General features: G+C 63.7%; 14 protein-coding genes. 8 read left to right on the plus strand and 6 right to left on the minus strand.

Annotation, left to right across the window (positions count from 1 at the left end; all coding sequences use genetic code 11):
- Positions 1–595: 595 nt before the first annotated feature.
- Positions 596–1,228, minus strand: a complete 633-nt coding sequence (locus GXY33_07230; protein NLX04919.1) for an HNH endonuclease — start codon at positions 1,226–1,228, stop codon at positions 596–598.
- Positions 1,229–1,456: 228 nt separating this feature from the next.
- On the opposite strand from GXY33_07230, the gene GXY33_07235 reads away from it, so the two are divergent.
- The 6 genes from GXY33_07235 (at position 1,457) to GXY33_07260 (ending at position 12,239) form a co-directional block, all read left to right on the plus strand.
- Entirely contained in the window at positions 1,457–3,208 is a 1,752-nt protein-coding gene (locus tag GXY33_07235) for an exo-alpha-sialidase (GenBank protein NLX04920.1), read from the plus strand.
- A gap of 145 nt (positions 3,209–3,353) precedes the next feature.
- Complete coding sequence (locus tag GXY33_07240; protein NLX04921.1) at positions 3,354–4,448, plus strand: substrate-binding domain-containing protein; 1,095 nt, start codon at positions 3,354–3,356, stop codon at positions 4,446–4,448.
- A 49-nt stretch (positions 4,449–4,497) separates the two neighbouring features.
- On the plus strand, positions 4,498–5,358 hold the full coding sequence (locus tag GXY33_07245) for a DUF1559 domain-containing protein (protein NLX04922.1): 861 nt from the start codon (positions 4,498–4,500) through the stop codon (positions 5,356–5,358).
- Between the two features lie 98 nt (positions 5,359–5,456).
- On the plus strand, positions 5,457–6,197 hold the full coding sequence (locus tag GXY33_07250) for a prepilin-type N-terminal cleavage/methylation domain-containing protein (GenBank protein NLX04923.1): 741 nt from the start codon (positions 5,457–5,459) through the stop codon (positions 6,195–6,197).
- 28 nt (positions 6,198–6,225) lie between these two features.
- Positions 6,226–9,813, plus strand: coding sequence for a hypothetical protein (locus tag GXY33_07255; protein ID NLX04924.1), 3,588 nt, complete (start codon positions 6,226–6,228; stop codon positions 9,811–9,813).
- Positions 9,814–9,983: 170 nt separating this feature from the next.
- The gene (locus GXY33_07260) at positions 9,984–12,239 is read left to right on the plus strand and encodes a glycosyl hydrolase (GenBank protein NLX04925.1); all 2,256 of its coding nucleotides are present in this window, start codon (positions 9,984–9,986) and stop codon (positions 12,237–12,239) included.
- A 37-nt stretch (positions 12,240–12,276) separates the two neighbouring features.
- Here GXY33_07260 and GXY33_07265 read toward each other — a convergent pair whose 3' ends face one another.
- Together GXY33_07265 and typA are read right to left on the minus strand one after the other, a co-directional pair.
- Complete coding sequence (locus GXY33_07265) at positions 12,277–12,804, minus strand: phospholipase (GenBank protein ID NLX04926.1); 528 nt, start codon at positions 12,802–12,804, stop codon at positions 12,277–12,279.
- A gap of 4 nt (positions 12,805–12,808) precedes the next feature.
- Complete coding sequence (typA, locus tag GXY33_07270; GenBank protein NLX04927.1) at positions 12,809–14,689, minus strand: translational GTPase TypA; 1,881 nt, start codon at positions 14,687–14,689, stop codon at positions 12,809–12,811.
- Between the two features lie 318 nt (positions 14,690–15,007).
- On the opposite strand from typA, the gene GXY33_07275 reads away from it, so the two are divergent.
- Both GXY33_07275 and GXY33_07280 read left to right on the plus strand, forming a co-directional pair.
- A complete protein-coding gene (locus tag GXY33_07275; GenBank protein ID NLX04928.1) occupies positions 15,008–16,651 on the plus strand; it encodes a sigma-70 family RNA polymerase sigma factor in 1,644 nt (547 codons plus the stop codon).
- Between the two features lie 216 nt (positions 16,652–16,867).
- Positions 16,868–17,971 carry a hypothetical protein gene (locus GXY33_07280; GenBank protein ID NLX04929.1) on the plus strand — a complete coding sequence of 368 codons (1,104 nt, stop codon included), beginning with the start codon at positions 16,868–16,870 and terminating at the stop codon, positions 17,969–17,971.
- Positions 17,972–18,128: 157 nt separating this feature from the next.
- Here GXY33_07280 and GXY33_07285 read toward each other — a convergent pair whose 3' ends face one another.
- The 3 genes from GXY33_07285 to hemC form a co-directional block, all read right to left on the minus strand.
- Positions 18,129–19,208, minus strand: coding sequence for a radical SAM protein (locus GXY33_07285; protein NLX04930.1), 1,080 nt, complete (start codon positions 19,206–19,208; stop codon positions 18,129–18,131).
- A 3-nt stretch (positions 19,209–19,211) separates the two neighbouring features.
- Positions 19,212–20,393 (minus strand): 12,18-didecarboxysiroheme deacetylase, encoded by a 1,182-nt coding sequence (ahbC, locus tag GXY33_07290; protein NLX04931.1) that lies wholly within the window; start codon positions 20,391–20,393, stop codon positions 19,212–19,214.
- An 86-nt stretch (positions 20,394–20,479) separates the two neighbouring features.
- Positions 20,480–21,220, minus strand: a 741-nt coding sequence (gene hemC / locus GXY33_07295) for a hydroxymethylbilane synthase (GenBank protein NLX04932.1), incomplete at its 5' end; no start/stop codon positions are given.

Below are 21,220 nucleotides of genomic sequence, written 5' to 3' on the forward strand. Positions count from 1 at the left end.
GCCCCTAACCGCTGATCGTCCCGACACGCCTCCCGCAGAGGTCGACGCGGTCCGCTGGCAAACCGGACAGTCGGATCGGAGCAAGTAGGGTGCGTCGTCCCGACGCACCAGAAAACCGCCCCTTGCCCACACCCGCCCAAACCCCAACGCCGACCCAAAACTCTCCGCCTGTGGACTACGAGGGGAGAAGCGCCTAAAAGCGGCGGTTCGGGGTTGGGGAATGAGCAAATGCGAAATCCGACATTCGGAATTCACCAAACCTCCAAGACGCCAAAAGCGCCAAGGGAAGAAGAGAAAACATTCCATCGAACGAAGGCTATATTCTGGAGTCCTGTCCGAGTTTTCTTGGCGTCCTGGCGGTTTCCACGCCTTTGGCCTTCGTCTTTCAGTCCGCCCCCCGGCGGACTTCCTGGACTCCTTGTCATCCTCTCTTCTCCGCGTGTTCCGCCCGCTCCGTGCCGTCCCAAAGGAATTCGCCGACGGCGGTCCGAAAAGCAGGTCCGGCGTGAAAAGATGGGCTATCCTGAAGACGGTGCTGTTTGTATGCGTAGGACTGCGGCGGTGATTTTGCGGCCAGCGGGGACGCAGCAGAGCATTAGGTTCGCCGGTGAGAATCGTTCTCTGGGAGCCAGTTCTGGTAGCGGAGCAGTTCGACAATGAGGGAGAGTGCCTGGTCGCGGACCTCCTCCACATGCTTCCTCTCCTGCTGGAGACACGTGCGGGCCACATCGTCTTCCCATTTGCGGAACGACTCCTCGAAATCAGCATGCAGCATATCTGGGGCGTCGGGAATGGGTCCACTTCGCGCCCTATCGAACAATTTCAGAAGCGCTCCGCAGTAGAATGTCCCCATATGAAGATCGGCCACGAAGTCAAGCAAATCTCTTCTGTGGTCCTGTAGGAGAGCAAGCGAGAAACGTGCTGGATGCAGAATGAACTGGCAGCGACGCCAGAGCGGCACGAAGCGGTGATCGAGGATGGCGGGATCCTTGTGCTGCCGGAACATCCGGAGCCGGTCCACATCGGTTTTCGAGGTTGGATCATGTTGGTCTGCCAGATGGCAGTTCGGGCAGAGGGGCAACAGGTTCATCGGGTCGTGGTTCGAGGGATCCTCATCGACATGATGGAACTGCGGCTTATCGCCGCCGCAAATGGCGCAGCGGTGACGGTACTCGTCGAGAACCTCCCGTGCGACCTTCGGCGGAATCTTCGTGCGATCCTTGGCCATGCCTACCTCCGCAGATCGTGGCCTTGAACTCGGGCTAAGAAGCCGACTGCCGCCATCAATTGTACCACGAGCAGGAAGTGTGCCAATCAGGCTTAACTCACGTTTAGCGCCCATTCATCCAGCCGCGGTGCACGTTCGGCAGAAGTGCCAAAAAACCTTTGCGTTCCGCTCGCCGCCCCGCATTAATAACCCCCGGTAACGGACACCATTGGATAGCAAGGAGTTGCCATGTCGCCTTCCCAAGCGTGGCGAGTGCCCGTACTCGACGACGCCACCGCCGGCGCCGGACTGTTCCCCGGCTACACCTGCCTCTTCACCATACCCGACTACTGGGAGTACGGCCGGTTCGTCCCCCAGGACCGCTGCGAACTCCCGGGCAAACGCTTCGTCGCCAAGGCCGTCGGACAAGCCGAGGCACAACACGTCTTCATGACCCCCGTCTTCTGGGCCAAGCCCATCCGCTATACGATGACCCAGCCGCCGATCTACGTTGCCTGGAAGGTCCGCCCGCCAACTCAGGCGGTTGCCGGTGGGCGATTCTCCTACGTCACAGCCGACAACGGCCCGTGGCAGATCTGGTCCGAACGCGACCGCCATGACAAAGTCGTCTGGACCGTCGCCACCAAACGAAACGGCCAATGGCAAGACCACCAACTGCCCGATAGCGCCGACAACGAATGGATCGACGTCCAACTGACCCTCCAACCCGACCGACTCACCGTCCAGGTCAACCAAACCGACCGCGGCACGTTCGAACACGATGCCTATCCCGACGACTTCGAACTGCGCTTCGGCTCCGCCCAGACCCACGACGGCGGCGGCGAAGTCCGCACCGAATTCCGCAGCGTCTACGTCAACGACATTCCTTATCCCTATAGTTCGCAGGATCTGCCCGATGGCCCCGAAGACATCCAGCCATCCGACGACGCCTACTGGTACCTCATTGGCGAAGCCTCACCCCAACACCCGCGCCATAGCGAAGGCGACATGATCGAACTGAAGGACGGACGGCTGCTGCTGGTCTGGACCGACTACTACAACGGCCAAGGCTGGGATGGGTCACCCGCCTGCCTCTCAGCCAAAACATCATCCGATGGCGGACGAACCTGGTCGCCGATGCGCACCGCCGTCCGCGACGAGCACGGGACCAACGTCATGTCCGTCAGCCTCGTCCGCGCCGGCAACGGCGATCTGCTGCTGGCCTACTTCGATCAGCTTCCAACCATGAAAACCAAGGGCATGGTCCTGCGTCGCTCAGCCGACGAAGGCGAAACGTGGGGCGAACCCATCCCGATCACCCCGGAAACCGGCAACACCCACAGCGCCAACAACGCCTGCCTCCGCCGCCTCGCCTCCGGCCGGATCATCCTCGCCACCCGCGAAGTCGTCGATGGAATCCGTTGGCCCTACGGCCTTTACAGCGACGACGATGGACGAACCTGGGGCGCCGGCCAGCGCGTACCCGATCCCGAACTGACCCCCGAACAGAAAAAAGGTCAGAACGTCAACGAACCCTGCATCGCCGAACTGGCTGATGGACGACTCCTGATGACCATGCGCAGCGTGGCGGGCGGGCAGTTTTTTTCCTGGTCGTCCGATGGCGGCGAGTCGTGGACCAAGCCGCGGCTTTCGCCGCTGCGCGGGGCCTGTTCGCCGGCTGCGATCAAACGCATTCCTGGAACCGACGATATTCTCGCGGTTTTCACTTACGGCCTGGAGGCCCGCACGCCGCTGGTTTCCGCCGTATCCTCCGATGGTGGAACAACTTGGAAACACCTGAAGCTGCTCGAACAGAGCCGCTATCACGGCTACTGCTACACCAGCATCACCTTTTACCGCGATCGGGTCATTTTGACCACCATGCACTCCCCCAATTTCACATCGCTGATGCGTTTTGACGTTCAACCGGGTTATATCGACCTTCGTTTGATCAATCTGCCAGTGAAATGGTTCTATCGAAATGCACCGAATGACGCCTGATCTGGCTCCTCATTTTGAAGTTTAATATTTAGTATTGTCAATTGTCATTCAGCAGATGCGGTCCACTGGCAAGGCTATTGACGTTGCTGGTAGAACATTGTACAATCGGCTTGTACATTGATCTGAAAAATGAGGTGATTCGACGATGACCGTGACTTCCAAACTGCCGCCCAAATATGTGCTTCTGGCGGGGCGGATCGAGCAGCAGATTCGGAGCGGTCAGTACCGGCCGGGTCAGGCGTTGCCGACCGTTCGGGAGTTGATGGCTTCGGAGCGGCTTGGCACGGCGACCGTGACCAACGGCCTGGCGTTGCTGGAGGAGCGGGGTTGGGTGACGCGGCATCCTCAGCGGGGGTACTTTGTGGCTGGGGCGTCCGGCACCAAGTCGAAGGTTTCGCAGATTGCGTTTTTGACGGCGGCCCTCAGCGGCGATACGGACCTGTACGTTCGCGGCATGACTGAAGTTTTGGCGGGCGGGACCGATCTGGCGGTCTCGACGTTTTCGAGTCACGGCGACCTGGAGCGGTTCCGGCAGGCGGTGGAGCAGGTGGCGGACCTTCAGCCGGCGGGGGTGGTGTTAATCGCTTTGCCGCGCGGCATCTGCGACCTGGACTTAACGCCTTTGGCGGAGGCCCGGATTCCCGCTGTGATCATCGGCGAACCGATGCCGGGAATCGCATGCGATCGCGTCATTCAGACCGGTCAGGACGGCGGACGGCGCGTGCTTCAGCATCTTCTGGAGCGCGGCTGCGATACTCCAGCGGTGCTCGAAGCTTTGCCGATCGACGCCGGAGGCCAGGAGCTGCTGTGGGTTTTGCGAACGGGCTTTGCCCGGGCGGGTATCGAGTTGACGGATGAGCGGGTGTTTTACTATCAGAGCCCTCACGGCTGGCGTCCGCCGGTCGATCCGTACATCGACGCGCAGCGGCGGATGGAAGAGGCCCTGGCGAGCGGCGTGCGATTCGGCACGTTGATCTGCCGCTCGGACTATCAGGCGGTCGGGGCGATCCGGGCGATCGTGGCGGCGGGCCTGCGGGTTCCGGAGGACGTGGCGGTGATTTCCGCCGTTCAGTGCGCGGTGGACGGCGTCTGCCCGATGAGGATCACCGCCGTCGATACCCGCCGAGAAGACCAGGGCCGTGTGGCGGCGGAACTGCTGATCAAACGGATCGGCGGCCACGACGGTCCGCCCGAGGTACACCATATCGCGGGCGAGCTGCGGGTGGGGGAAACGGGGTAGGAATTGTTGATTGCCGATTGTTGATTGCTGATTGAGGAAGATCGCGGCCATGAGCGAACGTATCGATCTATCAGCCAATTCGAAATCCGAAATTCGAAATTCGAAATCGTTTACGTTGATCGAGCTGCTGGTGGTGGTGGCGATCATTGCGGTGCTGGTGGCGATTCTTTTGCCGGCTTTGGGCACGGCGCGGGATGCGGCGAGGGGGGTCGCGTGCCGGAGCAACCTGAGACAGATCGGGGCCGCCTTTCTTCACTACGCCAACGATCACGCCGATCGTTTGCCGTACATGGCCCTGGCCCACAATCCCGGCTGGCCTCACCCGATGGCGTACACCTGGTACACGAATCTTCTGGGCGGTCCCTGGGGAGGCGGGGTCTATTATCTGCCGCCGATTGAGACGTGGGTGCGGGCGGACTGGGGGACGTTTACGGGCCCGGCCGGCGTTTGGCAATGTCCCTCGGTGCCTCAGGCCCACATGGCCCCTGACCCCGGCACCTGGGCGCCAGGCACCACGGGTCAGGGCGCCGGATACGGGGCCAACTTCTGGCACGTGATCCGCTTCGCCCTGGCCCCGGATGGCAGTCCGCTTCGTCCGGCGACTCCGCCGGTTTCGGGTTTCTCGCGTCCGAGCGAGATTTTTGTGGTCGCCGACAGCCTGATGTACTGGATTCCCACCGGCGGCTGGAAGACCGTTTTGAGCATCGACTGCCCGGTGCACTACCCGTGGGACCTGCTCGGCGGCGATCCGTGGGGCACGTCGAAGCAGATTCCCGGGCGACACGCCGGGTTAGGCAACCTGGCGTTTATCGACGGCCACGTCGAAGGGCGGCGGCACGAGTCGCTGCGGGCGAATGCCGGCAACGTCTTCGCCTGCGACGAGGACGGCGACGGTACGCCGGACTGGTAAGGTCAGAGGATGAGTATCGCATCACATCGCGGGCGAGTTGCGAGTAGGAGAGACGGGGTAGGAATTTCTGATTTTTGATTTCTGATTTGGAAGAGCACATGAACATGGGCGAGCTTGCAGGTCATTTCACACATTCGAAATTTGAGGTCCGAAATTCGAAGTCGTTTACGCTGATAGAACTTCTCGTGGTGGTGGCTATTATTGCAGTGCTGGTGGCGATCTTATTGCCGGCGCTGGCTTCGGCGCGGGAGTCGGCGCAGGCGGTGGAGTGTCAGAGCAACCTGCACCAGTTGGGTACGGGGTTTGAGCTGTACTCGGTGGAGCACGGCGACTTTATCGCCTCGATCAGTTACACGCAGGCAACGGACGGGCAGTGGTATACGAATTTGATCGACAAGTACGTGCCGGTCCAGCAGTGGTACGATTACGTCTGCGGCATTCCGGGCATGGAGTCGGGTGCGTGGAGTTGTCCGACGGCGACGTCCGAGCCGTTTTTGCGCTCGGCTGGCTACGGCGTGAACGCGACGCATTTGATGAACAGCGACCCGCGGAACAAGAACCGCTCGCTGATTTCGCGTCCGGCCCAGTTATGGCTGATCGGCGACACGCGGATGTGGTGGACGGGTCTGGATGACTGGTGCACGGGCTACATCTGGCTCCACTGTTCGGTCTGCACGGACTGGAACTACCTTGGCGCGTGGTGGGAGGGCACGCGTCAGGCCTCGCCGCGGCACCGCGATCAGGTGAATATCTGTTTTGTCGACGGCCACGTCGAGGCGTGGAGTCATCGCGATTGCCAGCAGAACAAGAACGATCTGTTTGGCCACTACGGCTACTGAAGTTTCATTTTCCGAAAGGGCTCCCCTGATGGTTCGAGGATTGATTCTGGCGGTTTGCCTGTCGATGGTTTCGGCGGCCCGTGGGCAGAACCTGGTTGCCAACGGCGGGTTTGAGAACGGGCTTGAGGGATGGCATCAGCATCTTTCGGGCGAGGCGAAAGTCGAGGCGGCGATTGACGCGACGGTGGCGCACAGCGGTCGGGCGTCGTACCGGATCGCGAACGGCTCGCCGTTTTCGCCGCAGGTTTACTTCCGGATATTTCAGCACGTGCCGGTCAAGCCGAACACCGCCTACCGGATCGGCCTGTGGTGCAAGGGCAGCGGGGTTGGGCGGTGCTGGGTGGGGGGCGGACCGCAGTGGCTGAGTCGGACGGGTCTTCCGGCGGGCGACTACGACTGGCGGTTCGTCACGATCGATTACACCACCGGGCCGGAGCAGACGGGTTTCGAGCTGATCGTGCTGACCGAGAGTCAGACTCAGAGCCTGTGGATCGACGATCTGATGATGGTGGAGGCGGCATCGAACGAGGGCGTGTTCACCGATTCGCGGGTCTGGTCCGGCTTGGAACCGGCGCTGCGATTTTACCCGGCTGTCCATCGCGAATCGGGGGTTGAGCCGCCGGTGGTCCGCATGCGAAGCGATCAGGACAAGGACTTCGGCTTTGACGTGCGGATGACATGGGACCAGGAGGGTGTGCACCTGGACCTTGACGTTCTGGACCCGACTCGCAGCCCGATCATCGAAGGCCTCGAGATGTGGTACAGCGACAGCATTCAACTGGGTCTGGACACCGACGCGCTGCACGCGAAGGAGGGTTACGGAGCGACCGGGTACGAGCTGGGTTTCGCGCTGGGCGACGAGGGGAAGGTGCTGCAGTACGCGTGGCACGCGGGCGGTCTGGATCAGTACCAGTGGCGCGGTCTTCCGGTGGAGGGACGGCGGAGCGATCGCGGCTACCGTATGAGCATCGTCCTGCCGTGGACGGTTCTGCGGGTCGATCCGTCCGATCCGCCGGAGGTGCTGGCGGTCAACGTGCTGGTCAATGACGGTCAGGAGACGGAAGGGCGTCGCTGGGTGGAGTGGACGGAGGGCATCGGCTGGGGCGTCAAGACGCCGAATCGGTTTGCTCGCGTGGTGCTGGTCGATCGCGCGGCGCCGCCGTCGGTCGGGCACGTGGTCTTTGACGGCAGCACGGTGGTGGACCGTCACGAGCCGATTCTCGGGCGGTACGTGGAATACGCCTTTGGCCGCGTTCCGCAAGGGCGGGTGAACGTAGCGGGGTTGGACGAGGCGGGGCAGCGCGTGGCCGATTGGGGCGTCGCGTCCGTTCCCGCCGCCAACGCCGGGCAGGTGCGGTCCTTTGGCTTGGCGTTGCCGGCTGAGCCGCTGGTGGACGAAGGCGAGTATCGTCTTGCCGCCACGTTGGGCGTGGGCGACGCGCAGCGGGTGACGGCTGAGACGCTGGTGATTCGGCAGGACCTGTCGGCCCGGCTGCAGGAGTTGGTGGAGGCCAACGCGCAGGCGCTGTCGCGGATTCGGGAGCGGCTGGCGGATCGGCCGGATCTGCAGTCGAACCGCTACGTGGAGTTGGGCGTGACGCTGGCGGAACGATTCCTCAAGCGTGTGGCGGACGGCGGTCCTAACGGCAACCAGACCATCGACTGGTCGATGCTCCAGATGCGCGAGCTGGCCGACGTGCTGGGGGAGACGCAAGCGTTCGTCGATGCCGCCCTGGGCAGCGATGGGCCGCCTGTCGACTCGCCGCGTTTGGCTCCCGGTCCGATCATCATTCGCGACGGCGTCTTTTGCGCGCCGACGCGATTGGGCGACGAAGAGCCGGAAGAGCGGCCGTTTTTCTTTGGCGGCTTCGGTCATTTCGGGAGCGTGGGCGTCGAGGTCTGCACCATCGGCAAGCTCGGGTTCAGCGTGATTCAGCAGGAGTGCGGCCCGTCCAGCTTATGGGGCGAGGGCAATCTCGACCATATCGCCCAGAGCCGCGTTGATGCGGCGAAGCGGGCGTCGTCGTGCGGTATGAAGGTTGATTTTCTGCTTTCGCCGCACTACTTCCCCGAGTGGGCAACGAGCGAGGCGCCGGACGTGATCCTCGACGGCGGCGGCTGGAACAAGTTCAACGTGAACCATCCGGTGGCTCGCCAGGCGATCGCCCGGTGGATCGACGTCATTCTCGGGCGACACCTCAAGGACGAATCGTCGCTGATGAGCGTCTGTCTGATGAACGAGCCGAGCTACGGTCACAGCGGGCGCGATGAAATCTCTCGCCCGTTGTGGACTGAATACCTGAAAAACAAGCACCAGACCGTCGAAGCTCTTAACCAGGTGTACGAGACGTCCTACGCCTCGTTCGACGAGGTGCCACCGCCGTCGGGCGAGGCCTACAAGGATCCGGCGACCTGCCGGGCGTTCCACGACTGGGCCATGTTCAACAACGAGAACTTCGCCCAGTGGCACCGCTTCATGCACGAGCAGGTCAAGCAGGCCGTGCCCGGCGTCTACACGCACAGCAAGATTCTCGACGCCGTTTTTCGTTACGGCGTTTTTGGCGCCGGCACGGATCCGGAGTTGATCTGCGAGGTCACCGATCTGGCGGGCAACGACTGCTGGGCGCTTTACGGGGCGGGTCCGTACGCCTGGAACTGGCGGCAGATGGAGCTGTGGTACGACCTGCTCCACTCGTTCCGCAATCAGCCGGTGATCAACACGGAGAACCACCTGATTCCCGACGGCAGCACCACCGGCGACCGGTTTCCGCCGCGGCACACGTACGCGGCGCTCTGGCAGGGGGGGCTTCACCATCAGGGATCGCACGCGATCTGGACGTGGGAGGAGCCGGTCTCGCCCGGCCTGGTGGGCCACATGAGCCTGCGTCCGGCCAGCCTTTTCGCCGCGGGACGTGCGATGCTCGATCTGAACCGCTTGGCGGAGCCGGTCGCCGCGATCAACCGCGCGCCGGCCCGGGTCGGGCTGCTCTATTCGATGTCGTCGATCATCTGGCAGAAGGACATCGAGGAGACGATCGGCAAGGTCTATGCCGGTTTGACGTTTTCCGGTCTGCCAATCACGTTTGTCAGCGAGCGGCAACTGGCGGCTGGGACGGTCAAGGATGTGCCGTTGATTGTGTTGCCGCGCACCACGCACGTGTGGGATTCGACGGTCGAGGCGTTGGCCCGGTTTGTCGAGAAGGGCGGGACGATCATCGCGGCTGGAGACGATTGTTTGCGGTTTGACGAGTACAACCGCCGGCGCGAGTTGCCAGCGGGGCTGCAGGCGATGGAGCGGATCGCGGTGGGCGAGGACGACCGGAGCGTCGCCGAGCCGCTGCGGGCCCAGTTGGTCCAGAAGGGTCTTTTGCCGGCGGAGTTGGTTGACGTTCAGACGGGCAAGGCCGTTTGGGGTGTTGAGTACCGGTGCGTCGCGGAGGGAAAGGGGCTTCTGATCCCGATGATTAACATGCTCAAGGGGTCGCAGACGGTGCGGTTGAACGTGGTCGGTGAGGGGGTTGACTTGATCGCGCGACAGCCCGTTTCCCTCGGTCGCATCGAGCTTCAGCCGATGGTTCCGGTTTTGTTGAGGATCGAGCCGCCAGACGTCCCATAGCGTGGTCAGGGGACGGGGTTTTCGCCTGCGCGGGAATGACAGAGGAGGGTGCGTGCCGCGTCGGCCAAGTGGGCGCGCTTCTGCAAATGTGAAATTCGCAATTCGACATCGCCGGTTTCGCCGCTACAATGGACGCCATTTACGTCAATGCGTATTGTGGAGGCAGAACGATGGCGAAGAGACAGGCGGAGGCATTGTACAAGGACGCGGCCCAGCCGGTGGAGCTGCGGGTGCGGGACCTTCTCTCGCGAATGACGCTGGAGGAAAAGCTCCGCCAGATGGTCCAGATCGACAGTGCGAGTTTCGTCAAGGAGGGGCGTTTCGACGAAGGTGCGGCGAAGAAGGCGTTCGGCAAGCTGGGCGTGGGCACGCTTCAGGACCCGCGGCAGTCGCCGGCGAGAAATGTCGAGATCGTCAACGGCATCCAGAAGTACCTGACGGGTTCCACCCGGTTGGGCATTCCGGCGATGATTATTTCCGAGTGCCTGCACGGGCACATGTCGCAAGGGGCGACGATTTTTCCGCAGGCGATCGGGCTGGGCAGCATGTGGGACGTCGCGCTGCACCGGCGGATCGCTGAGGCCATCGCGAAGGAGGCCCGCGCGGTCGGCGTGGCCCAGGCCCTTTCGCCGGACCTGGACCTGGCCCGCGATCCGCGGTGGGGACGGGTCGAGGAGACGTACGGCGAGGATCCGTATCTGGTCGAGCGGCTTGGCGTCGCGTACATTCGCGGCATTCAGGGCGAGCGGCCGACGGTTGATCGCGAGCATCTGGTGGTCACGCTGAAGCACTTCGCCGCCCACGGCTCGCCGGAGGGCGGCGTGAATCTGGCGCCGGTGGCGGTGGGCCCGCGCGAGCTGCATTCGCTGTACCTTCAGCCGTTCCGTGCGGCGGTGGTTGAGGCTGGGGCGCTGTCGGTGATGCCGGCCTACAGCGAGTTCGACGGCGTTCCGTGTTCGTCGTCGAAGACGCTGTTGACCGAGATTCTCCGTAAGCAGTGGGGTTTTGTCGGCTACGTGTACTCCGATTACGGGGCGATCGGCATGCTGCACCATTTCCACCGCACCGCGTGCGACATGGCGGAGGCGGGTCGGCAGTCGCTTGAAGCGGGGATGGATTTGGAGGCGCCCAGCGCATACGGTTTCGGCGACCGGCTGCGGGAGATGGTGGAGAAGGGTGTGGTGCCGATGGAGTTGATCGACCGTGCGGCGGGCAACGTGCTGCGGGTCAAGTTCCTGGCTGGGCTGTTCGAGAATCCGTTTGCGGAGAAGTCGTCGGTCAAGATCGTCAACTGCGATGAGCATCGCGGGCTGGCCCGGCGGGCCGCGCAGGAGTCGATCGTGTTGCTCAAGAACGAGAAGGACCTTTTGCCGCTGGACCGCAATGTCGGGACGATCGCGGTGATCGGGCCGAACGCGGACGTGGCGCAGCTCGGCGACTACTGCATCGCCAAGGACGGCTTGGTTACGCCGCTGGCCGGCATTCGTGAGGCGGTCGGCAGGAAGACCAAGGTGCTTTACGCCCGCGGCTGCGGCATATGGGAGCCGTCGACGGAAGGTTTCGCCGAAGCGGTCAAAATCGCCTCGGAAGCCGACGTGGCGGTCGTGGTCATCGGCGGGGCGAGCATGATCACCAGCGGCGTCGGCTGGGGCTCGGAGGAAAAGCAGCCTGTCGCCACGTGCGGCGAAGGGTTCGACCGCACTGAACTCGGCGCGCCCGGTGTCCAGCAGGAGCTGGTCGAAGCGGTGGTGGCCACGGGCACGCCGACCGTGGTGGTGATGGTCCACGGCCGGCCGTACAGCGTGGAGTGGATCGCCGAGCACGTGCCGGCCATCCTCGACGCGTGGTATCCCGGCGAGCAGGGCGGCCACGCGTTGGCGGACGTGCTGTTCGGCAAGGTCAGCCCGTCCGGCAAGCTGCCGATTTCGGTGCCGCGCTCGGTGGGGCACGTGCCGGTGTTTTACAACCACAAGCCGTCGGCCCGCGGCTATTACCATCGGCCGGGTTCACCGGAGACGCCCGGTCGCGACTACGTGTTCAGCCCGCCCTCGCCGCTGTGGGAGTTCGGGTTTGGCCTGAGCTACACGACGTTTAGGTATTCGAACCTGAAGGTTCGGCCGCTGACGATCGCGCCGGGCGGACGGGCGACGGTGAGTGTTGATGTTCGCAACGCCGGCAAGCGCGAAGGGCGCGAGGTCGTGCAGCTTTACGTCAACGACCTGGTCAGTTCGGTGACCACGCCGGTCAAGGTGCTGCGCGGTTTTACCAAGATCACGCTTAGGCCCGGCGAAACGCAGACGGTGGAGTTTGACCTGGGACCGGAAGACCTGCAACTGCTCAACGAGCATTTCGAGTGGGTCGTGGAGCCCGGCGACTTTGAGATCATGGTCGGGCCGCTGAAGAAGAAGCTTCGCGTCAAGGCGTGAGGTTTGTCCAATGGCCATGCCGGCCGGCGGATCCGTCTCAGCGGCCGAGCATGTCCCTGTAGTCGCCGCAGTAGCGTTTTCGGCGGCAGGCTTTGCAGTGCTGGCCTCGCCAGACGGCGTCGAACTGCTCCATGATGGCCGAGACGAGTTTCGGTTCGTCGGTGAGGATCGCCGATTCGAAGTTGCGGGTCGTGTCGCCCTTGGCGCCCATGCCGGCCCCGGTGAGGTTGGCGCTGGCGATGCAGGCGGTGGTTCCGTCAATCACGACGGCTTTGAAGTGCACGCGCGGGCAGAGGATTCGCTCGAGGCCGGCGAGCAGGGCCGGATAGCGGTCGAAATCCTGGCGGAATCGCGGACCGGGCTCCTTGGCGTGCAGCAGCCGCAGTTCGACCTTTTTGCCCGCCAGGTCGGAAAGCACCTCGAGGAACGGGACCATGGTGCGGCCCTTGCGGACGTGGAGGTCCTTGATGTCAGCGGTGGCGATCCAGAGGAACTTTTTCGCCCGCGGGACGCGGTCGAGCACGACCTTTTCGTAGATCTGGCGGTCGGTCAGGAATTCGATCATGGCCTCAGCCGGCCTGCGACATGAACAAGCGGTGCTGCCGCTTGCGATCCTCCGCGCTTAGGAGGGCCTTTCTCGCCCGGATGCTCTTGGGCGTGACTTCGAGCAGCTCGTCGGCGGCGATCCACTCGAGGCCCGTATCGAGCGTCAGCCGCCGCGGCACCTTGAGCACCACGTCGATCTCCTTGGTGGATGAGCGGTAGTTGCCCAACTGCTTGCGCTTCGTCGGGTTGCACGGCATGTCGTCGTTGCGGGCGTTTTCGCCGACGATCATGCCCGCGTAGACCTCCTCGAGCGGCGAGATGAACAGCGTGCCGCGCTGCTGGAGGTTTTCCAGCGTGTAGCCGGTGGCTGGGCCGCTCTCGGTGCTGACCAGCGATCCGCGGGTCCGCGCGACGACGTCGCCGCACCACGGGCCGTAGCCGGTGAACCGCGATGAGGCGATCCCCAGGCCGCGGGTGTCGGTGAGGAACTCGCTGCGGTAGCCGATCAGGCCGCGCGTGGGAATCCGGTACTCCATGCGGATCAGGCCGGTGCCGGCGTTCTGGACGTCGATCAGTTCGCCCTTTCGCCGCGCGAGTTTTTCGATGACCACGCCCTGGTAGTCTTCGGGCACGTCGATGATCAACTGTTCCATCGGTTCGAGGAGGTTGCCCTGCTCGTCCCGCTGGGTGATGACTTCGGGCCGCGAGACGCACAGTTCCATGCCCTCGCGCCGCATTTCTTCGATGAGGATGGCCAGGTGCAGTTCGCCGCGTCCGGAGACCTTGAGGCCGTCGGCGCGGCCGACGTCCTCGACGCGCAGGGCGACGTTGACCCGCTGCTCGCGTTCGAGGCGGTCGCGGATCTGGCGGAGGGTGACGGCGCGGCCTTCCTTGCCGGCGAGCGGTCCGCTGTTGACCAGGAAGAACATCGAGACGGTCGGCTGCTCGATCTCCAGCGGCGGCAGGGCCGGGTCGGCCAGGTCGGGCGACGAGAGCGTGTCGCCGATGCCCAATCGCTCGGGTCCGGCCAGCCATACGATGTCGCCGGCAGCGATTTCCTCAGCCGCTTGGCGCTCGAGGCCGCGGGTGACCCACAGGTGGGTGGTCGCGGCCTGCTCGACGCCGGTGACCTCCCAGCGTCCGGTCCGCTTGTCGTTGTTGTGCCAGCGCGTGGTGGTTCGGGCGAGCGTCTCGCCGTTCCGCAGTCGGCCCTGGAGCACGCGTCCGCAGCCGATCTGGCCGATGTAGTCGCTCCACGCCAGCGAGCAGACCTGCATCCGAAACGGGGCGTCGACGTTGACTTCCGGCGGCGGCACCCGCTCGACGATCGTTTCGAACAGGGCGTCCATGTTCTTTGGACGGTGGCCCTCCAGGTCGCGCACGAGCCAGCCTTCCAGGCCGGAGCCGTAGAGCACCGGGAAATCGAGCTGGTCGTCGTTGGCTCCGAGTTCCACGAACAGGTCGAACGTCTTGTCCAGGGCCCGCGACGGGTCGGCGTTGGGACGGTCGACCTTGTTGACGATCACGATCGGCCGCAGGCCGCGCTTCAGCGACCGCATCAGCACGTAGCGCGTTTGCGGCATGGGCCCTTCGTTGGCGTCCACCAGCAGCAGGACCGAGTCGACCATTGAGAGCACGCGCTCGACCTCGCCGGAGAAATCGGCGTGGCCGGGCGTGTCGATGATGTTGATCAGGTGGCCGCTGTACTCCACCGTGCAGTGCTTGGCCCGGATGGTGATGCCGCGCTCGCGTTCGAGCTCGTTGCTGTCCATCACCCGCTCTTCGACCCGGGCATTTTCGCGGAACACGTGCGCGGCGCGGAAGATCGAGTCGATCAGCGTCGTCTTGCCGTGATCGATATGAGCGATAATGGCCAGGTTGCGGATGTTTACTGACGGTCTCATAACACCTCGGGACACAGTCCCACTGCAATAGCTCAGATTGATGTAAACCAATTATTATAGCAAACCCTGTTGGAAAATTCACCCCCAAAATCACCCAAACACCGCCCAAAATGCGACTTAACGCCACGGTAACGACAACCCCGTCGGAGGGGTCCGCAGCCGACACGGACGATCCGGCTCCTTGGTCGGGCAGCCTCCCGACGCCACACCCGCCCGCGCCCGGTGGGTAAAATTAAACTTTCAAGACCTGACCCCATGGGGTCAGGTCTTGAAAGTTTAATTTTCGAGGGTGGACCTGCGGCGTGGATCGCGGTGGATATGAGGGTCCGCACCTTGGAGAGCTGCGGGGTTTTCAGCAACCTTGACGGCGTCAATCGGCTCTTTATCGTGGAGAAGGGCCTTTTCTCGCGTGGTCTGAACGAGGGTCATAAGGTGGATGAGATTCGGCGGTTGATTGTGCTGGCGACGAAGGCGGATGGCGGCGTCGAAGTGCGGACGGCGGCGTTCGCTGAGTTGGTGAGGCGGTTTCAGGACATGGCCTATGGGTACGCCTACTCGATCCTGAGCGACTTTCACCTGGCTGAGGACGCGGCGCAGGAGGCGTTTGTCATGGCCTTTGGGCAACTGGATAGTCTGCGTGATCCGGAGGCGTTCGCGGGCTGGCTGAGGCGGATCGTCCGGACGGCGTGCAGCCGGATGACGCGGCGCAAGTCGCTGCCGACGACTGATCTGAACGCCGCTGAGGGACTTCGCTCGTCGGCCGCCGGACCCCAGGAGGCCGCAGCCGTGAACGAGTTGCATGACGAGGTCCTCCGGGCGGTCGGGCAGCTCCCGCCGCCGGAGCGCGAGGTGACCACGCTTTTCTACATCAACGGTTACAGCCACAAGGACATCGCCGACTTCCTCGAAGTGCCGGTCACGACGGTCAAAAGCCGCCTGCACGATTCGAGGAGGCGGCTGAAGGAAAGGATGATGAATATGGTGCACGATGCTCTGAAAGCCTATGCCCTTCCCGAAGACTTTCACGTTGTCCTGGACGCACTCGGCAACATTCAAAGCGCTTCGCCCGCTTTGGCCTGGTTGCAGGGCCGATGGGTGTTGGTGTGGCAGGATGGTCAGCCGGGAAAGCCTTATAACGGTCCGTTCTGGTTTCTGTTGTCGGAAAGCACGGACGCCAAGAACTGGTCGGAGCCGCGGCGCCTTGCCATCGACCCGCAGTGGCCGCACGCGCCGCAGCTGTGCGTGCTGAAGGACACGTTGATCCTCCACACGCACCACCATCATCGCGGCGTGAAGGTTTTCCGCTCGAGCGATCTGGCCGACTGGACGTCCTGTCCCGCCATCCAACTCGGCGACATCGGCCGCTCCGGCGTCTTTAGTTCCGCAGAGACGCTGTTTGTCGCCTACCCGATCTGGCATGCCGATCATGGGTTGGGCGACAGCGTTGAGCTGATCAGAAGCACCGACGGTCGATCCTGGACTTGGCTGAACAGCCCGTATCCCAGCCGCGGGACCGGCATCAGCGATGCCGCCGGGCTTGCCGTCGGGGACAGCCTCTATGTCGCCTGGAGAGAGCACGGCTACCAGGGAGACGGGAATACGCTTGACGTACGCATCTGCCGGAGCGACGACGGCGGTTCACGCTGGAGTGAACCGGTGACGGTTGCCGGACTGTCGACGAGCCAGGGCAGCCTGAGTCTGGTGCTCGCGTCGGGACCAAATGACCGGCTGGTGATCGCTCAGGATATGCGGAACAAGGATGGCTTCACGGGCGAAATCCTGTTGGTCACGAGCTACGACCAGGGACGTACGTGGCCGCAGGTCGCCCGGTACTCCGCTGGGTCATTGATCGATCCCGCCATCGCATTCGCTCCTGACGGAACGCTGCTGCTGGCTGGAAGCACCCGCGACAAACGCGGCATCCGCCCCTGGATCGTTCACAGCCATGTCGCGATCGAATGAACCCGTGGGCTTGCCATGCGGTGAACCATGGCCTGGCGGTCGTCACGGCCACCCAGGATCGGCAAGAGCCGCCGGTGGCAAAATTAAACTTTCAAGACCTGACCCCATGGGATCAGGTCTTGAAAGTTTAATTTTCGCCAGTGGGATTGTGTTCCGTTTGCCGCCCGTGGATAATCGCGGAAGCCTATCATCTGACGTAAATCACGAGGAGCGGCAATGAAACTGGCAATCGTCGGCTACGGCACGTGGGCGACCACCATGGCGGCGGCTTTGGGCCGGAAATACGAACGGGTGCGCGACGTGCGCATCGCCTGGTGGATTTCTCCGGAGAGCCGGTTCGAAGGACAGCGTCTGCTCGACGTGGTCGTCCGCACGGGCGAGAACCGCAAACGTCTGCCCGGCGTGCCGATTCCGAGCAACGTGCACGCATCCGGCGACCTGGCCGAGGTCGCTGCGGACGCGAACGTTCTGATCTGGATCACTCCGGCGGCCTACACCAAAGCTCTCTTACTCAAGCTGGCGCCGATCGCCGACCGAGCATTGGTGCTGCACGGCATCAAGGGCTTCGACCCAGACGCAAGCGACCTGAAGACCATGTCGATGATGTTCGGCGCCGACGGCGGCGTCGACGAAAGCCGCATCGGTGTGCTGTCCGGGCCGAACATCGCCCCGGAAATCGCTGGCAATTTCACCCCGGAGCCCCAGCGGCGCTGGGCGCCGGTGGCCGCCGTCGTGGCCTCCGCGACGGAAACAGCGGCCCGGCAGCTTGCCGAACTCGTTGAGATCGACGGCGTGATCCGCGCGTACACCACGCGGGACGTGCGCGGAGTCGAACTCTGCGGCATCCTCAAGCACATCTACGCCATCGCAGCCGGCGTCTGCGACGGAATGGGAATGCCGCATTCGACCAAAGCCTCGCTCAAGAGCCGGTCGATCGCCGAAATGAAGCGAATCCTCTGCTGGTTCAGATCGGAAATGCCGGAATTCGGCTCCGTCTGCGACGAAACGCTCGACTCGCCAGCCGGCCTCGGCGACCTCGACGTCTCGTGCATGACCGGCCGCAACCACACGCTCGGCCGGTCGCTGGCTCAAGGCATGTCAACAGCCGAAGTCAACGAGAAGGTGCTGCGAGGCATGGTCGCCGAGGGCATACACGTCGTCCGCCGGCTGTGCGACTGCCTCCGCGATTCGGGCCTGCGGACGCCGATCCTGAGCGAAGTCCACCAAATGGTGTGGGAAGGCAAACCAGCAGACCAAGCGATCGGCAGTGTCCTCCATAGCCGCCGCCCAGCCGGACCATGCAGCTTCAGCCTCGAATAAGCGTCGGGCGGGACTCACATTGCATGCAGCTTCGCGAACGAAAATTAAACTTTCAAGACCTGACCCCATGGGGTCAGGTCTTGAAAGTTTAATTTTCGTTGTTTTCAGCGGGATTGGTCGGCTTGTGTTTTTCAGGAGGAGGCGTGATGTTGGAGGGTCATGGTTGGTGTGGGCAATCGGGTTCTTCGGCGAGGTGGTCGCCGGTCGTGGCGTAGGCTCGGGCTCGGCAGCCGGCGCAGAGCTTTCGGTATTGGCAGGCGCCGCATTTGCCGGTTAGTTTTTGCGGGTCGCGGAGGTCGGCGAATACCGGTGAGGTCTGCCAGATGGTTTGAAGCGGTTGTCGGCGGACGTTGCCGACTTGCAGCGGGAGGTAGCCGCACGGCTGAACGTCGCCGGTGCGTGAGATGAAGCAGACGGCTGAGCCGGCGAGGCAGCCTCGGGTCACCGCGGCCATGCCGTGTCGCGGCTTGGCGACGGTCACGCCTCGCCTCGCCGATTCGGTTTGCATGATCCGGAAGTACTGCGGCGCGCAGGTGGCTTTGATCTGCAGATGTTGGCCCAACTCGACCGATTTTTCGAACAGCCAGGTCAGAGCCCGTTCGGTCTCTTGCGGGCTGAGCCGCTGATCGTCGGCGATCTCGGCTCCGCAGCCGACCGGCACGAGCATGAAGACGTGAAAGGCCTCGGCGCCCTTTTCCATCGCCAGTGTCAACAGGCGCTCCAACTCGTGGACGTTGTGTTTGGTGACCGTCACATTGACCTGCATCGACATGCCCGCTTGCTTGAGGGCTTCGAAGCCGGTCAGCGCGGCGGTGAAGCTGCCGGTCTGTCCGCGGAAGGCATCGTGCGTTTCGGCGGTCGCTCCGTCGAGGCTGATGCTCGTGCGGGCGATTCCCGCGTTGACGATCCGCTGGGCCATTGTGTCGTCGATCAGCGTGCCGTTGGTGGCCAGGGCGACCCGCGAGAATGTTCCGCGGCACGCCTCGGCGATTTCGAAGAAGTCGCTTCGCACCAGCGGTTCGCCGCCGGTCAGCACGACGATCGGATCGGCGAAGTCGCGAATGCTTCTGGCGGCTGAGATGATTTCCCCGGTCGCCAGTTCATCCGGCGACGCGTCCGGTCCGGCTTCGGCTCGGCAGTGTCGGCAGTGCAGGTTGCACCGCGCGGTCAGTTCCCAGAACACCAGCCGAAGCGGCCACTGCGGCGTCGGCTGTCTGTCGTTTCCGTGATGATCCATCGGTCACTCGGCGATCTCGTCGTCCGTCAGGTAGCAGGCTGGGTCGCATTCCCAGATGTCCCCGGTCACCGCTTCGGCCCGCGCCCGGAAGTTGCCGTTGCACACGTCCAGCCACCGGCACGCGCGGCACCGGCCCTTGAGGTGCTTCTTGCGATTGCGGAGCCTCGTCAGCAGCGGGTCCGCCCCGTTTTTCCAGATGCGGCTGAACGGCCGGTCGCGGACGTTGCCGAAGCTGTACTGCCGCCAGAACTGGTCCGGGTGGACATCGCCGTCCCAGCTCACGCACGCCAGGCCCATGCCGGAGCTGTTGCCGCCGTTCATATCGAGCAGTTTGAGCACGTCCTGGGCCCGATATGGATTTTCCCGCAGCAGCCGCAGGTAGATGTACGGCCCGTCGCAGTGGTTGTCCACCGTCAGCACCTCGACCTGCCGCCCGGCGTCGTGCAGCGTGGCGGTCCGGTCGATGATCAGGTCCACCGCCGCCCGCGTTTCCGCGTGCGAGAGGTCCTCATCGCGCAGGCGGCTGCCTCGGCCGGAGTAGACCAGGTGATAGAAGCAGACTCTCGGAATGTCCTCCTGCTCGATCAGGTCGAAGACGCCCGGAACGTCGTGGACGTTGCAGCGGTTGAGCGTGAACCGCAGGCCTACCTTGATGCCCGCGTCCTGGCAGTGGCGAATCCCGGCCAGGGCCCGGCCGAACGCCCCGCGCACCCCGCGGAAATGATCGTTCGTCTCCTCCAGGCCGTCGAGGCTGACGCCGACGTACGAGAGGCCCATCTCCCGCAGGCGACCAGCGACCTCGGCGTTGATCAGCGTGCCGTTGGTCGAGAGCACCGCCCGCAGGCCCGACTGTCGGGCGTGGGCGATCAGCTTGAAGATGTCCGGCCGCATTAGCGGTTCGCCCCCCGAGAACAGCACCACCGGCGCGCCGAACTCGGCCAGGTCGTCGATCAGCGTGAGGCCCTGGTCGGTGGTCAACTCGCCGCTGTAGTTCTGATCGCGCGACTGCGAATAGCAGTGGAGGCACCGCAGGTTGCATCGCCGGCCCACGTTCCACACCACCACCGGTTTCTTGTCTTCGGAAAACTGGAGCAGGTGCGAGGGCAGTTCCTTCGACCGTCGGCCGTACCGCAACGGGTCCGACGCCTCCACGGTTCCGCAATAGAGTTTGGAAATCCCGATCACGACTGGGGTCCCGATTGTCGAGCCGCGATGATCCGCAGGCGCTTCAGATAATTATAGTCGCTTGGGTCTCAGCCGCTACAACCGCTTCAACTACCGTTGAGGAATTCAGCCGCTCCCGCCTCGAGGAGTCGCGCGGCCGCCTCGCCGCCGATTTCGGTTGGTCGGTCGAGTGAACCCTCGACCTGGGTTTCGCAGCACCGTCGGCCGTCGAGTGACAAGACCCTCGCCCGCAGCCGCAGTTGCCCGTCGCCCACCTCGGCCAGCGCTCCGAGGGGGGCGTGACAGCCGGCTTCGAGCCTGCGCAGCACCTCGCGCTCAGCCGTGACGCAGGCAAAGCTCCGCGGGCAGTGGATCGTGTGGACCAGTTCCGCTGCGTTTGGGTCATCGGCCCGAATCTCCACCGCCAGGGCGCCCTGGCCCGGAGCGGGCAACATCTGATCGGGGGCAAAGGTGTGGCTGATCCGGTCGGCCAGGCCGATCCGGCGGAGCCCAGCCACCGCCAGCACCGCCGCGTCCACCGCTGCGTCGCTGACCTTTTTCAGCCGCGTGTCCAGGTTGCCCCGCAGATCGACGATCCGGACGTGGGGAAAGAGCCGCCGAAGCTGGGCGGCTCGCCGCAGACTGCACGTGCCGATTGTAAGTTCTTTTTTGGACTGTAGTTGTGAAATGTCCGGACCGATCAGGGCGTCCCGCGGGTCTTCCCGGGTCGGCACCGCCCCCAGCACCAGGCCTCGCGGGAACTGCGTGGGCAGATCCTTGAGGCTGTGGACCGCCAGGTCGATCCGCCGGTCGGCCAGGGCATCTTCCAACTCTTTGGTAAATAAGCC

Source organism: Phycisphaerae bacterium, assembly GCA_012729815.1.
Taxonomy (GTDB): Bacteria; Planctomycetota; Phycisphaerae; order JAAYCJ01; family JAAYCJ01; genus JAAYCJ01.

Coding starts and splice junctions, on each gene's coding strand:
- GXY33_07240 (NLX04921.1), top strand. CDS start 3,354: ATGACCGTGACTTCCAAACTGCCGCCCAAATATGTGCTTCTGGCGGGG.
- GXY33_07230 (NLX04919.1), bottom strand. CDS start 1,228: ATGGCCAAGGATCGCACGAAGATTCCGCCGAAGGTCGCACGGGAGGTT.
- GXY33_07260 (NLX04925.1), top strand. CDS start 9,984: ATGGCGAAGAGACAGGCGGAGGCATTGTACAAGGACGCGGCCCAGCCG.
- GXY33_07245 (NLX04922.1), top strand. CDS start 4,498: ATGAGCGAACGTATCGATCTATCAGCCAATTCGAAATCCGAAATTCGA.
- GXY33_07280 (NLX04929.1), top strand. CDS start 16,868: ATGAAACTGGCAATCGTCGGCTACGGCACGTGGGCGACCACCATGGCG.
- GXY33_07265 (NLX04926.1), bottom strand. CDS start 12,804: ATGATCGAATTCCTGACCGACCGCCAGATCTACGAAAAGGTCGTGCTC.
- typA (NLX04927.1), bottom strand. CDS start 14,689: ATGAGACCGTCAGTAAACATCCGCAACCTGGCCATTATCGCTCATATC.
- GXY33_07285 (NLX04930.1), bottom strand. CDS start 19,208: ATGGATCATCACGGAAACGACAGACAGCCGACGCCGCAGTGGCCGCTT.
- GXY33_07255 (NLX04924.1), top strand. CDS start 6,226: ATGGTTCGAGGATTGATTCTGGCGGTTTGCCTGTCGATGGTTTCGGCG.
- GXY33_07275 (NLX04928.1), top strand. CDS start 15,008: ATGAGGGTCCGCACCTTGGAGAGCTGCGGGGTTTTCAGCAACCTTGAC.
- GXY33_07250 (NLX04923.1), top strand. CDS start 5,457: ATGAACATGGGCGAGCTTGCAGGTCATTTCACACATTCGAAATTTGAG.
- GXY33_07235 (NLX04920.1), top strand. CDS start 1,457: ATGTCGCCTTCCCAAGCGTGGCGAGTGCCCGTACTCGACGACGCCACC.